The sequence below is a fragment of the Rahnella victoriana genome, assembly GCF_021276285.1.
In the GTDB taxonomy this organism is placed as follows: Bacteria; Pseudomonadota; Gammaproteobacteria; order Enterobacterales; family Enterobacteriaceae; genus Rahnella; species Rahnella victoriana.
In genome coordinates this window covers 3,437,366-3,450,366 of the sequence record NZ_CP089919.1, presented here as the reverse complement: position 1 = coordinate 3,450,366, position 13,001 = coordinate 3,437,366, and the positions used below count along the sequence as shown (strand labels likewise).

Sequence of the window (13,001 nt, the reverse complement as noted above, 5' to 3'; positions counted from 1 at the left end):
TTGCCTTTAACAAGATGATGGGAACCGAATAAATGAAAGACATCAGTGAAAGTCAGGCACGCCTGAAGGGGATTTTTAACATTACCGTGACGCCTTTTACGGCAGGTGGCGAGTTTGATTTTGCCGGGTTATCACGCAACATCGAGCGGGTGATCGGCCTCGGTTATGACGGCATTTTGATTGGCGGCACCTACGGTGAATTCCCGGCGATGACCGCAGACGAACGCGCCACACTGTTCCGTCATGTGATGGAAGTGGTCGGCGACCGTGTGCCGGTGATGCTGTGCAGCGCCGGATCCGACGCCCGTGTTGTACGTGATTTAACCCAACTGGCGGGCGATCTGGGCGGCCTGCCAATGGTTACGCCTCCGTTCGTGTCTGAAGTGACCGATGCGCAAATCATCAGCTTCTTCAAACAGATGGCACCGTTATCGCGCACCGGCATTCTGGTGTATAACGCGCCGGGTATCGGCATAACGCTGCCGCCGGTGGTGCTGGAACAACTGGCCGATATCGAAGGCGTGGTCGGCATCAAACAGGGTGATCTGAACCCGACCGCTATCGACCAGATTGCTAACCGTCTGGGCGGACGTCTGCGTCTGTTCTGCGCTTCCGATCTGGCATTTTTAGGGCCGATGATGTGTGGTTTTGACGGCATCAGCACCACCAACAGCGGCGCGCTGCCGGAGATCATTCTGGCGACCTACCGCGCACTGGAGAACGGCGATGCCAATACGGCCCGCGAACTGCACCGTCTCTGGTATCCGTACCGTGCCCTTGCCCGCCGTTTCGGCCAGCCGCAACTGGTGAAAGCAGCGATGAATCTGCGCGGGTTTGACGGTCATCATGTACGCGCACCGCTGATTGACCTGGAACCGGACGTTATCGGTCTGGTGGAACAGGAGCTTCGCCGTCTGGCCGCCGATCCACGTTCCGGCGTCACCCTGAAGTAATCCACATTTTTGCGGCAATCCCCGTCTGAGCAGGCGGGGATTTTCTTTTGTTGCATCCCCTTTTTCGAGACATCACGCAAAACGGATAATGCTTTTTTTTCTGTTCTTGCCATCCCATCACCACGTATATACCTTTGCACTATATTTTTCAGGCGAGTAGTATTTGAGCAGAAGTTTTGGCTTACATAACACCACTGAGGAGTATCGACATGCCTAAAGGCACCGTCTTTTTAAACAACAGAACGCAGAGCGTACGTATTCCGGCAGAATGCCGTTTTCCTGATGAGGTAAAAATCGTGACGATAAGAAAAGTAGGGAATTCACTGGTATTAACCCCCGCCGATAACAGCTGGGATAATTTTTTCGGCAGTGAACTGCGCGTCACTGACGACTTTATGGCAGATCGCGCATCACAAGATCAGTCTGACAGGGACACGTTTTAATGCTGACCTATCTGCTGGACACCAATATTGTTATTTACATACTGAAACGCAGGCCGATGAGTGTGCTGGCAAAATTCAACCAGCACACGGATCAGCTGGCCATCTCGATGATCACCTACGCGGAATTGCTGCATGGCATTGCGAAAAGTGCCAGCCCTGTCAAAAACAAGCTGGCGGTCGAGGAGTTCGTCTCCCATCTGCGTATCATCGATTATGACCAGAAAGCGGCCGCGCATTACGGACACATCCGTGCCTGTCTCGAAAAGTGCGGCAACCTGATTGGCGTAAACGACATGCATATCGCCGCACAGGCGCGAAGTGCAGGCATGGTCATGGTGACCAACAACCTGCACGAGTTCGCCCGCGTGGACGGGCTGCTGACAGAAAACTGGGTCGGTCCGATCTTAACGGCGCTGTAAGCCCGCCGTCTCTAAAAATGCCATCAGCAACGGATGGGGTTTTACATGCAATGACGACAGCTCAGGATGCCCCTGCACACCGAGATAAAACGGATGCCGGGTGTATTCGATACCGTCCGCAATCTTGCCGGTGATGTCTGTTCCGCTGATCTGCACGCCATACTCTTCCAGCGCAGGTTTCAGCCCGGGGTCAAGGTGAAAGCGGTGGTTATAACGCACGGGATATTCACCGCCAAGAATGTCATACAGCCTGCTGCCTGCCCGTGAATACATCAGGTGATTGCCCAGACGATGCACCGGAAAGGTCGGCGTATCGGCCAGCGGAATAAAGGTTTTGATCTCCGCATCCGGGTCGGCTTCCGTCAGGTTAGCTTTTTCGGAACCCAGCATTTTTTGCACGAGAGCGGTGGTCATGGTTTGCATTCCCAGACACAGACCGAGAACGGGAATATTACGGTTCAGGGCGTAATGCGCTGCACAGATTTGTCCGGCAACGTTACACATCGCCGCCCCGCCCGGCAGCAAAATGCCATCCACGTTTTCCATCACTTCATGCAGATGTTCTTCCAGCGCCAGCGGCGCGGCATAGACGATATCCAGCGACAGCGAGAGTGCGTCTGCCGCATCACCCAGCGCCGCCAGCGTGGCGGGATACACACTGCATTGATCTGACTGCGCGCCCACCAGAGCAATACGCAGCGAAGTGCCGGTTTGCGGCGGAGTATTATGATTTATCCAGCGCCCGTAGCGGTCACGCCACCAGCATCCGGCCGTTTCATCAATCTGACCATGACGGCTGAACGCATAGCCCTGATTGGAACGCTCCACGTTGATCAATTCGTAATCAAACGCATGTTCGCGTACCTGCCGCGCAATGTGCGTGAACTGAATGATCTGCATCGGACCAAGCGGGATCACCACATCCTGCGTACCAAAGGTATCCAGTAACTCGTCCAGCTCCATCACCCTGCCCGCACTTTGGGGATTCAGGCGTTCCGTCCACAACAGTCCGCTGGTCATCAGTTGCCCTTCTCCGATGACGTGCTGACAGGCATCCGGATAACGTGCAATGTCCCAGCTCACCGGCAGGTGCGCCAGAGGTAAATGTTTTTGTGCCGCCAGTATTGCTGCCATCGCGCCATACAGCGACGGTTCCGGTGTGTCGTGCGCAACAAAAATAAAAGCCATAAGACAACCTTGAAATATAAAAGGAAAGTTCAGGCAAGCCGCTGACAGCAGGTCAGTAAAACGGGCTACCCGGCCATTTCCGCCGGTAAAATCCTGCTCAGCACGAAGAAATTATGAGCAAAGCAAAAAGAAGAATGGTAAGTTTAAATTGGTTTTAATGATTCACATAATACAATTTTGTTATTGTTCAAACAGGGGAAACAATGTCTGCTGAATTTCTTGCACCGCGTTTACGCCGCGTGCGCCCTTCGCCGACTGCGGCGATTTCCGACCAGGTTCGCGCGCTGAGCGCGGAAGGGACAGATGTCATTAACCTTGGCGAAGGTGAACTGGATTTCGATACGCCTGAGCATATTAAGCAGGCAGGCATCGACGCGATTGTACAAGGTGACACAAAATACACCGCTGTTGCCGGTACCGCCGCGCTCAAACAGGCCATCATCTCTAAGTTTAATCGTGAAAACAGGATCAGCTACCGTCCGGAGGAAGTCATTGCAGGCAGCGGTGCCAAGCAGTTGATCTTCAATGCACTTTTAGCCACCGTTTCGGCGGGTGATGAGGTGATTATTCCTGCGCCCTACTGGGTGTCTTATCCGGATATGGTGACGCTCGCAGAAGGCGAATCGAAGAAGGTTGCCTGTCTGGAAACTCATGGCTGGAAGTTGCAGCCGGAAGATCTGGCCGCGGCGATCACCCCGAAAACCCGCTGGGTGATCCTCAATTCCCCTAACAACCCGACCGGCGCCGTATATTCCGCCGACGAACTCCGCGCGCTGGGAGCCGTTCTGCTGGACCATCCTCATGTGCTGGTGATGGCAGACGATATTTATGAGCAGATCTGTTTCGTGCCCGGCACCTTCGCCACCCTGGCGGAAGCCGAACCGCGCCTGAAAGACCGGATCCTGACCATCAACGGCGTATCCAAAGGCTACTCGATGACAGGCTGGCGTCTGGGTTATGCGGGCGGTCCGGCGTGGCTGATTTCAGCGATGCAAATTTTGCAGTCGCAAAGTACGTCCAACCCCAGCTCGATTTCTCAGGCAGCGACCGTGGCCGCACTGGAACAGGGCAGCGAATTCATCACCGAATGGATCGACATCCTGACCCGCCGCCGTACCCTGATTATGGATTGCATCAACGACGTTGATGGCCTGAGTGCGCAAGTGCCGCCGGGGGCATTTTACGTGTTCGCCAACTGCCAGGGCATGACAGGCAAAACCACGCCTTCCGGTGACATCATTCACACTGATGAAGATTTTGCGGCTTATCTGCTGAAATCGGCCCATGTCGCCACCCTTCAGGGTTCTGCGTTTGGCGCACCGGGGTATTTACGCATTGCCTACGCCATTGATGACAGCCGTTTACAGGAAGCCTGCACGCGGATCAGCCGCGCGTGCCGTGAACTGCGTTAATGCTGAAAAGGCCTGTCTGATGCCGGAAACAGGCCATTTTGACTCTATTCTCAACAACTTGACTAAAGTATCAGCAAACGCACGCATTTATGCAGTTTCCCCTTTGACATGCCACGGGGCACTCGCTATTATTCGCCCCGTTCACACGATTCCTCTGTAGTTCAGTCGGTAGAACGGCGGACTGTTAATCCGTATGTCACTGGTTCGAGTCCAGTCAGAGGAGCCAAATTAGAGAAGCCCGCTTAAGGAAACTTAAGCGGGCTTTTTGCTTTTGTGCTTAATACCACTTTATCGCTAAAGTCCCCTGCTTTCAGGCCGATATCTTTCATTTGGATTGAAAAAGAGGCTGCAATGAAGAGTGCATGGTTAGCAGGACTGCTTTGTGGTTTGACACCACTGGCGTACGGGGCTTCATTTGATTGTGAGAAAGCATCTGGATTTATTGAACTGACCATTTGTTCAACGCCTTCTCTTTCCGACATGGATTCCCAACTCAGCAAATTGTATGGTCAGGTGCTTGAGCAGCAGCCACAAAACAAAGCTCTGTTGCGTAAATCTCAGCTGTCATGGCTGAAGGACGTCCGCGGCAAAGCCACTACGATCCAGACGCTGCAGTCAGCCTATCAGGCTCGAATACTGGATTTGCATACACTTTTAGGCGATACGGCACAGCCCACAACACAGCAAACAGCCGCAATCACGGAAGTTTCGCAACATCCTGCCACCACGACTCTCCCACCAGCGCCCGTCAAATCCGATCTTCAACTCAAAGCTGAAGCCGGAGATCCGCAAGCACAGGTGGAATGGGGGATAAAGCTAAGTGAAGGCGATGCGCAGCAGAAACGCGAAGCCATCACCTGGCTGGAAAAGTCTGCTGAAAATAAAAATACTTCGGCAATTCAGCGACTGGGTTTCCTTTACACATATGGCAAAGGTGTTACACAGGATGTCAGTAAAGGGTTATCGCTGACCCGCCAGGCAGCCGAAGCCAATGATGCCAATGCACAAATCGATCTGGGCTATGATTACGCCAACGGTATCGGCGTGGAGAAAGACTACCAACAATCGCTCGCGTGGTATGAAAAAGCGAAACAAAACGGCAGTCCGCTGGCTGACCAAAATATCAAAGCCGCTAAATATCACATCGACGAAGAGGAAAAATATAAAAATGGCTTCACCGCCATTATAACCTGCGGCCCGGTGACATCGGCTGGATATGTCGATAATTGCTTTAACGACAGCGACTTAAAGGTCACCAATAACCACATCACTACGCTTTATAATATGAACAGCGGGAATTATCCCAGTCAGGCCGGTGAAGCCTATTCTGACGGACTGCATATAAAGCTTACCGAGAATTTCACCTTATTCGCACAGAACAGCATGGATAATGATGTCCTGACGGTCAAAATCATCAAGAATAGCGACGGAACTGTGGTCTATCAGGATCAGGCGTCCAAATACGGTGTCGTGAAAGTCACGAATTGATCTTCAGTCAGTGATGGGTTTGACTCAGGTCCGCTTAAGGAAACTTAAGCGGGCTTTTTGCTTTTGTTGCCCGCCATACTCACCTTTCCCCGCATTAAATTACCCTTTCACGTTGCAAAAGCGTTTTCACCCGCCCCTTGACGCTGTAGTCTCAGTAGCGGTTTTATCTTTGCGTCACGCAACATGCGCGCCCTTCCAGCGGATTTAATAACAAGAAATTCCAGAAATTTGAGAAACTGACAGGAAAATTATGGACTCCACGCTCGCTACCCCCCGCCCCGATGAGGAGATACCTTCATTTAATCGCGCCCGCCGCGCCGCCTGGGGAAGCTTCGTCGGCGCCGTGGTCGACTGGTTCGATTTTTTGCTCTACGGCATCACTGCGGCACTGGTTTTTAACAGCGAATTTTTCCCGCAAATCGACCCGGCAATGGGCACCCTGGCAGCATTTGCCACCTTTGGCGTCGGCTTTTTATTCCGTCCGCTCGGCGGCATTGTCTTTGGTCATTTCGGCGATCGTCTGGGACGTAAACGGATGCTGATGATGACCGTCTGGATCATGGGCATTGCCACCGCGTGTATTGGCATTCTTCCCTCTTTCGCGGCGATTGGCTGGTGGGCGCCGGCGCTGCTGGTCACCTTACGTGCCATTCAGGGATTTGCCGTAGGCGGCGAATGGGGTGGCGCGGCGTTGCTGGCCGTGGAAAGTGCGCCTGCGGGTAAAAAGGCGTTCTACAGCAGCGGGATCCAGATGGGATATGGCGTCGGGTTGTTGCTCGCGACCGGACTGGTGTCCCTGATAAGCAGCCTGACCACCGACGCGCAGTTCCTGAGCTGGGGCTGGCGTTTACCGTTTCTGTTCAGCGTGGTGCTGGTGCTGGGCGCACTGTGGGTACGTAACGGCATGGAAGAATCGGTCGAGTTTGAACGTGCTCAGGAACAGCAGCCTAAAGAGGCGAAAAAACGTTTACCGGTATTCGAAGCCCTGATTCGCCATCCCGGCGCATTTTTGAAAATCATCCTTCTGCGCCTGTGCGAATTGCTGACGATGTACATTGTTACCGCGTTCGCGCTTAACTACTCGACGCATAACCTCGGGCTGTCGCGGGAACTGTTTCTGAATATCGGGCTGCTGGTCGGTGGTATCAGTTGCCTGACCATTCCCTTGTTTGCCTGGCTGGCGGATCGTTTCGGGCGTCGCCGCATCTATATTACCGGCGCATTAGTTGGCGCACTGAGTGCCTTCCCGTTCTTTATGGCGCTCGAAGCCCGTTCCATTGTCGGCGTGGTGATCTTCTCGCTGCTGCTGGCGAATATCGCCCACGATATGGTGGTGTGCGTCCAGCAACCGATGTTTACGGAAATGTTTGGCGCGGGTTACCGCTACAGCGGAGCCGGTGTGGGTTATCAGGTCGCCAGCGTTGTCGGCGGTGGATTTACTCCGTTTATTGCCGCCGCATTGCTGAACTTCTCCGGCGGTGAATGGCATTCCGTCGCCATTTATCTGATGGCGGGCTGTTTGCTCTCCGCCCTCACGGCAATGTTGATGAAAACGCCTCAGCCACACTGAGCCGCAGACCATTAAAAAAGCCCGCTTAATCGGTTTTAAGCGGGCTTTCTGACATTTCAGACAGGGTTACACCACCCGCAACTCGTCATAAGACACCATCACATGTTCCGCAAACGCCGGGCGTAGTTTGAGCTTTTCATAATAGTGTTCGATTGCCGGATACGAAGGCCGTTCAATCGCAATATCAAAGTAGCGGTACAGACTGTGACCAAACTGAATATCGGCCAGTGAGAATGTACTTCCGGCAAGATAGCCATGCCTGGCTATCTGCGCCTCGGCAATCGCCAGTTTCTTATTCAGGTTCTGCAATGATTTTTCTAATGCCTGATGATCCTGATCTTTCGCCGCCGTTCTCACCACCATCCAGAACACCGGCGCGGTGAAATTCATCGCCACACCGATTTTTGCCCATTCAGTCCACTTATCGATTTCAGCCCGGCGCTCCGCGTCTTTTGGCCAGAATTCATCCGCGCCGTATTTTCCTGCCAGATAACGCAGAATGGCACCGGTTTCCCACAACGGGCTGCCTTCGCCATCGCGGAGCACCGGTACCGTGCCATTGGGGTTCATCGCCAGAAATTCCGGCGTGTCATTGCCACCGTATTTATGCCCGATATCAAACCGCTCGTACTCCAGCCCTAACTCGCCGATACACCACATCAGTGCCTGAACATTTGACGATGTTTTTCTGCCCCATACCCGGATCATCTGCTTTCTCCTGGTCGTTCATAAAAGCGCCATCCGGCGTGCCGTTAGTCACTGCAAATTAAAATAGGTTTGCGGATAAGTATATTTAAGAATCTTAGTTTTCTAAAATCTTCAGCTCAGCGCCCAACCGCCCGGACAGGTCAGACTCACCGTAAACATAACAGGTGGTATTGCCCGCCGCTTTTCACCGTCGTAGACCGCCGTCAACCGCCGTCTACCTCAAGCTTCTCAGGGCAAGAGACGGAGTTTTAGCCAGATTCACACACAACTCAGGGTCCGCTGTAACGATGGAAGTGACCACCTTAGTATTCTGTGTAACACATACTATTATTCACGTCGTCCCAGCCTGCATCGGAAAGGCGGCTGGCTGACGCAGGGTTTGAGACTGGCTGCGGCGTGACGGTGAAAATCATAGCGGGGTGTATTGTGCTGACAGCAGATAATAACGAGGTGCAGGGATTACGCGAGCAGCTTTATCAGGCGCGGCAGGTGGCTGAGGGGATGCAGGACGCGCTGGTTTAGGGTGCTGAACAGCCGCGAATAAATATAACCCGGAAAGATAGGGCGATCTTTCCGGCCTATATCCCTATGCAGTTATTTAGATTAGCGTTCTTCTATATGATAAGTATCTTTATCAGTCCAGAATATTATCTTGTATTTTCCAATATCTAATTTTTGATCTTTATAGTACTCCATGAGCTCTGATGGGTACCAACCATTCCCATATAAAAAAGATGCTCCCGCCTTAATTAATAACTGTATCACACGTTTCTTATCTTGATCATTGCTTACATTGAGTGTCATTATTTGATCATTTACTGAAAACCCAATCAACTTCATTTCATCAATTAATGCCGTGCTGGAAACTCTAAGTTTTATAATATCCCCGGCCATATCATTAACGATAATAGAATTTTCTGGCATTTTATTCAATTTGCATTCACTCCTATAGTTATTGAAGTTGTTGTTGAAACAGTCTCTATATCCACTTCCGGAGCACTGTCGGGTAAGTGTTGCTCTGGGCCTAAGAAATAATCATTACCACCCAGGAAGTTTCGTGGTTTCATAATTGAAATTCCATCAACCCTACTGATATCAAATCCATCACTAAAGGATTTCAGTGATAATCTCTTCTCATTTTTAATAGTTGCTCCCAGCGATTTATATATAGCTACTTCACTATTTTGCACAACAAGTAAGTATTTTAATGCACCTTATTTATCTGTAACAAATGTACCATATTGACCAAGTGAAGGGTATTGATCTCAATTTTTTGGCTTATATTGTATCCTACATTGTCTTTTAACATTTGAGCCTGTCGCGCTCTTGCATTGTCGATTTTACATAACCAGAAAGGATCTGCATATTTTAATGGGTTAGGTACATACCCGTAAGGATTCACCCCGCCCGCTAATCCAATCGGGTCCGGGCTCAAGTATTGCCCCGTCCCGTTATCATAGTAACGGAAACGGTTGTAGTGCAATCCGGATTATTCATCTGAATCGCACAGGCAACTAAACAGGAGTTGATCATGGCTGAGAAACATTCTACGGCAGAACGGAAGATATCCAAAACGCAGCGCCGTTACCAGGTGAGTTATATAACCGCGCGGTACGCCGACCCCAAATCATTCCGGACACGCTATTATTCCCGTCATCCGAGTCTGATGCTTAAAGGCGACTGGCTGAAAGAAGCTGGATTTGATACCGGGACAGGCGTGACGGTGAAAATATCGGATGGCGTGCTGACGATTATTGCGCCCCTCCCTGAAGTGCAGACTCTGGAGGCGGAACTTTACCAGTTTAAACAGGCGGCTATGGGAATGAAGGCGCTGGTTGCTTAGTGGATTGAAGATGACAAAAGGGCCGAAAAGTTCTGATGAACTTTCCGGCCTTTTATTATTAATGCAAGCATTTTATTATTTTATATTCAACATTTTTTTCAATCTTAAAAAGAAAGCATCACATGCGTCCTCTTCATTTGAAAAATATTCAGGCTCGGTTTTTTGCCCTCTTTCACTATAAAATACAACCCATAAAAAACCATCATGCATAAAACATAGTGACTCATTTTTATCACAATCAATAGAATAACTACCCTTGGGTAAGTTCATACTAATCAATTGATTAAGTAGTTCATTTTTAGCCACAACAATCTACCCCTTCGATCATTTCTTTCAAATGCTCAGAATCCAAATAGGATTGAACGCTATGCTCTAGTTTATATTGCGTTCCCATCCCCATTTCCCCAAACCAAGGAGCAATCTTGCTTTCCGCTACGTTTGGAATAGGTTTCATCACCTTATAAACAGTATAAGGCCCTGAATCAGTTCCCGGTGGCAGAGCACGCATTGAATACGGAGTGCCAACAGGAGAAGTATATCTACCACCGGAATAACCATATCTATCAATAGTCGTACCAGGTTCTAAAGTTGTATTACTCACAGGGCCATGTGCACCATCGTTCGGTGGATAGTATGTTACTGGTAAATTACTTAACCCAAGCGGATCAACCCACCCCAGCGGATTATGCACATACCCGTAAGGATTAATTCCCCCAGCCAGCCCTATCGGGTCCGGGCTCAGGTACTGCCCAGTCTCAGTATCATAGTAACGAAAATGATTGTAGTGAAACCCGAATTCACTGCCTTCATACTGGCCCGCAAAGCCCAGGTTGCAATTCAGGATGTCATTGTTGCTACTTATAGATGAGTAAGAGGTAATGAATACAGCATATGATAACCTTCGTGCTGGTAAACTAGTAATTTTTTATTTTTAGGAAAAATAAAATACACATCATCTTCAAAAAGATACTCACCGAAAGTATCATAATAGTTAGAAACATACGCAGAAACTTCTGATGACTTTAGATGAAAAACCCCTTTACATTGGGAGTATGATACATCACAAATCATATACACATCAGATTCCAGATACAGACATCCATTTATAATAGCAAAAATTTCCTCATCGTTAAAACTCTGCCAGTCATTGATTCTCTTACAATAGAATGGTTTATTTTTCTCAGAGTGACTAATATTTGCCAACTGCTTTGGTTCACATCCAATCACATTTTTTAATACTCTACTGGACTCATCCCAATTTAGGATCCGAACGTTAGAATTTTCCATCATATACATCTCTGCCCTCAATAAATATTTTATCCTTAACAGGATAACGTCTCCCATCATAGTCTCGTATAGTCACGTGAGGACCTTCATTAGTATTAGCATGTCCATAAGGATTCCATTCTATTTTTCGTTTTCCGTCGCTGCTTTGATACCAATCAGGTTTGTAATTATCAAACGAATCAAGATTACCGCCTGCAGCCTTTTCCGCTTCAGCAAGTAAATCATCCTGACTACTTACATAACGCCGAATAACGTCATCTCCTGCTGAATTTTTCCTTGTTTCACAACAATCCTTCCCAGCCAGCCCCAGCGGATCAACCCAACTCAGCGGATTATGCACATACCCGTACGGATTCACTCCACCCAGCAATCCTATCGGGTCCGGGCTCAGGTATTGCCCCGTCCCGTTATCATAGTAACGGAAACGGTTGTAGTGCAACCCTGATTCTTCATCGGCATATTGCCCCGCAAAGCGCAGGTTGCAACTCAGCTTGTCCGCATCGTTCGCCGCCACCGGCCACTCCGTCACCTCACCCCAGGTGCTCAGCCGGCCCGCCCACGCCACTTTACCCTGCGCCGTCAGCAGCTCGCGCGGCGTCCCCATGTGGTCGCTCACCACGTAGTGAAGCTGACCCTTTTGATACCGCGCCGCCGGCGTCAGCGACCCCGGCGCGTACAGCCACTGGATGCCTTCGTCATACGCCACCGTACCGTCCGCGTACACCGGCGTTTCCGCTATCATCTGGTCCCCGCTCCACCGGTATTCCGTCCCGGCGGGTCGCGTGTCAGCCGCGTTTTCAGCACCCACCTTCTGTTTGCGGATGCGGCGACCGAACGGGTCGTAGCTATAACGCCAGCGTACCCCCGACGGCGTCATCAGCTCACTCAGCCGGTCATGCGCATCCCACCGGTAGCGCCACCTCTGCGGCCGGTAGCCGTCGCGGTAACGGCACTTCTCCGTCAGCCTACCCGCCGCGTCGTACCGGTAGTCATCCTCTCCCCGGCTCACCACGCGCCCGCACGCCTGCCGCTGCTGCACCTGCTCAAACGATGACATCGCCCCGTGCGGCAGGCGGCTCTGCTCGCGGATGTTCAGGTTCGCGTCGTAACGGAACCGCTCCTCCACCGCCATCATGCCGCCGGACGCCGACCGCGTTATCTGGTCGTTACTGTCATAATCAAACTGCGACGTGCCCCAGCGGTCATCATCCAGGCTCAGCAGGTTGTACGCCCCGTCATAGGCCCAGCGCCGGTTCACCGCGCTGCCGCTCATCTGCGCCCCGTCGCCGCCCGGCAGGTGACGGTACTGCCCGCCGTCGCGCCCCGCCGCCTGGTGCAGTAACATCCCCGTCGCCGAATACCCCTGCGACTGCACAAAACCCGCCCCGCTGTGGCGCAGGCGTTCACGACCGCCCGCGTCATACTCTATCTCCAGCGGGCTCAGGTCTCCCGCCTGCATCCGCGCTATCCGCCCGGCCATGTCGTAGTCAAAGGCTAACGTCAGGCCCCGGAACGCCCGCGACAGCGGCCGGTCGCTGCGCGTGTCCCGCTGATGCGTTATCCTGATACTCCAGCGTAAGGTCATACCAGCTTCAGGCACATGAGCTAGTCGTACTCAAACGCAGCGCTTTTATATTGCTGACCATGTGCCGAACCGGGGTGATACCGGTACGCCGAATAGTCATTTAAA

Annotated in this window: 15 protein-coding genes, 1 tRNA gene and 2 pseudogenes; 8 read left to right on the top strand and 10 right to left on the bottom strand. The window is 51.3% G+C overall.

The annotated features are described in order from the left end of the window. Positions 1 to 32: 32 nt before the first annotated feature. The 3 genes from J9880_RS15880 to vapC all read left to right on the top strand — a co-directional run bounded on the left by J9880_RS15880 (position 33) and on the right by vapC (position 1,815). Complete coding sequence (locus J9880_RS15880) at positions 33 to 953, top strand: dihydrodipicolinate synthase family protein (RefSeq protein ID WP_095922436.1); 921 nt, start codon at positions 33 to 35, stop codon at positions 951 to 953. 209 nt (positions 954 to 1,162) lie between these two features. Continuing rightward, positions 1,163 to 1,396, top strand: coding sequence for a type II toxin-antitoxin system VapB family antitoxin (vapB, locus tag J9880_RS15875; RefSeq protein WP_095922437.1), 234 nt, complete (start codon positions 1,163 to 1,165; stop codon positions 1,394 to 1,396). Further along, positions 1,396 to 1,815: a type II toxin-antitoxin system tRNA(fMet)-specific endonuclease VapC gene (vapC, locus tag J9880_RS15870; protein ID WP_095922438.1), complete on the top strand. Its 420-nt coding sequence runs from the start codon at positions 1,396 to 1,398 to the stop codon at positions 1,813 to 1,815. Before vapB ends, vapC begins: the two co-directional genes overlap by 1 nt. Here vapC and J9880_RS15865 read toward each other — a convergent pair. Continuing rightward, complete coding sequence (locus J9880_RS15865) at positions 1,801 to 3,003, bottom strand: glutamine amidotransferase-related protein (protein ID WP_232769583.1); 1,203 nt, start codon at positions 3,001 to 3,003, stop codon at positions 1,801 to 1,803. The genes vapC and J9880_RS15865 overlap by 15 nt on opposite strands. Positions 3,004 to 3,206: 203 nt before the next feature. On the opposite strand from J9880_RS15865, the gene J9880_RS15860 reads away from it, so the two are divergent. From J9880_RS15860 to shiA, 4 genes are all read left to right on the top strand, one after another. Beyond that, the gene (locus J9880_RS15860; protein ID WP_095922440.1) at positions 3,207 to 4,415 is read left to right on the top strand and encodes a pyridoxal phosphate-dependent aminotransferase; all 1,209 of its coding nucleotides are present in this window, start codon (positions 3,207 to 3,209) and stop codon (positions 4,413 to 4,415) included. A gap of 150 nt (positions 4,416 to 4,565) precedes the next feature. Next, positions 4,566 to 4,641, top strand: a tRNA-Asn gene (locus tag J9880_RS15855). Between the two features lie 125 nt (positions 4,642 to 4,766). Then, positions 4,767 to 5,903: a lysozyme inhibitor LprI family protein gene (locus tag J9880_RS15850; RefSeq protein WP_232769582.1), complete on the top strand. Its 1,137-nt coding sequence runs from the start codon at positions 4,767 to 4,769 to the stop codon at positions 5,901 to 5,903. 250 nt (positions 5,904 to 6,153) lie between these two features. Continuing rightward, positions 6,154 to 7,473, top strand: coding sequence for a shikimate transporter (shiA, locus tag J9880_RS15845; protein WP_232769581.1), 1,320 nt, complete (start codon positions 6,154 to 6,156; stop codon positions 7,471 to 7,473). Between the two features lie 66 nt (positions 7,474 to 7,539). On the opposite strand, the gene J9880_RS15840 is transcribed toward shiA, so the two are convergent. The 4 genes and pseudogenes from J9880_RS15840 to J9880_RS25200 all read right to left on the bottom strand — a co-directional run. Then, positions 7,540 to 8,181 carry a glutathione S-transferase family protein gene (locus tag J9880_RS15840; RefSeq protein ID WP_133823689.1) on the bottom strand — a complete coding sequence of 214 codons (642 nt, stop codon included), beginning with the start codon at positions 8,179 to 8,181 and terminating at the stop codon, positions 7,540 to 7,542. Between the two features lie 603 nt (positions 8,182 to 8,784). After that, positions 8,785 to 9,105: a hypothetical protein gene (locus J9880_RS15835; RefSeq protein ID WP_232770480.1), complete on the bottom strand. Its 321-nt coding sequence runs from the start codon at positions 9,103 to 9,105 to the stop codon at positions 8,785 to 8,787. A gap of 5 nt (positions 9,106 to 9,110) precedes the next feature. After that, positions 9,111 to 9,371 carry a hypothetical protein gene (locus tag J9880_RS15830; protein WP_162928532.1) on the bottom strand — a complete coding sequence of 87 codons (261 nt, stop codon included), beginning with the start codon at positions 9,369 to 9,371 and terminating at the stop codon, positions 9,111 to 9,113. Positions 9,372 to 9,526: 155 nt separating this feature from the next. Next, positions 9,527 to 9,670 (bottom strand): annotated as a pseudogene (locus tag J9880_RS25200) (RHS repeat-associated core domain-containing protein); the annotation flags it as partial. A gap of 42 nt (positions 9,671 to 9,712) precedes the next feature. Here J9880_RS25200 and J9880_RS15820 point away from each other — a divergent pair. Continuing rightward, positions 9,713 to 10,024, top strand: a complete 312-nt coding sequence (locus tag J9880_RS15820; protein ID WP_232769579.1) for a SymE family type I addiction module toxin — start codon at positions 9,713 to 9,715, stop codon at positions 10,022 to 10,024. 75 nt (positions 10,025 to 10,099) lie between these two features. On the opposite strand, the gene J9880_RS15815 is transcribed toward J9880_RS15820, so the two are convergent. The 5 genes and pseudogenes from J9880_RS15815 to J9880_RS15795 all read right to left on the bottom strand — a co-directional run bounded on the left by J9880_RS15815 (position 10,100) and on the right by J9880_RS15795 (position 12,896). Continuing rightward, on the bottom strand, positions 10,100 to 10,330 hold the full coding sequence (locus J9880_RS15815; RefSeq protein ID WP_162928530.1) for a hypothetical protein: 231 nt from the start codon (positions 10,328 to 10,330) through the stop codon (positions 10,100 to 10,102). Beyond that, the gene (locus J9880_RS15810; protein ID WP_162928529.1) at positions 10,323 to 10,625 is read right to left on the bottom strand and encodes a TNT domain-containing protein; all 303 of its coding nucleotides are present in this window, start codon (positions 10,623 to 10,625) and stop codon (positions 10,323 to 10,325) included. The genes J9880_RS15815 and J9880_RS15810 overlap by 8 nt, the downstream gene beginning before the upstream one ends. Positions 10,626 to 10,661: 36 nt before the next feature. Further along, positions 10,662 to 10,931 (bottom strand): annotated as a pseudogene (locus J9880_RS25125) (RHS repeat-associated core domain-containing protein); the annotation flags it as partial. Next, complete coding sequence (locus J9880_RS15800) at positions 10,883 to 11,314, bottom strand: hypothetical protein (protein ID WP_119822270.1); 432 nt, start codon at positions 11,312 to 11,314, stop codon at positions 10,883 to 10,885. The pseudogene J9880_RS25125 and the gene J9880_RS15800, both read right to left, overlap by 49 nt. Beyond that, positions 11,298 to 12,896 (bottom strand): RHS repeat domain-containing protein, encoded by a 1,599-nt coding sequence (locus J9880_RS15795; RefSeq protein WP_232769578.1) that lies wholly within the window; start codon positions 12,894 to 12,896, stop codon positions 11,298 to 11,300. The genes J9880_RS15800 and J9880_RS15795 overlap by 17 nt, the downstream gene beginning before the upstream one ends. Positions 12,897 to 13,001: the final 105 nt, after the last annotated feature.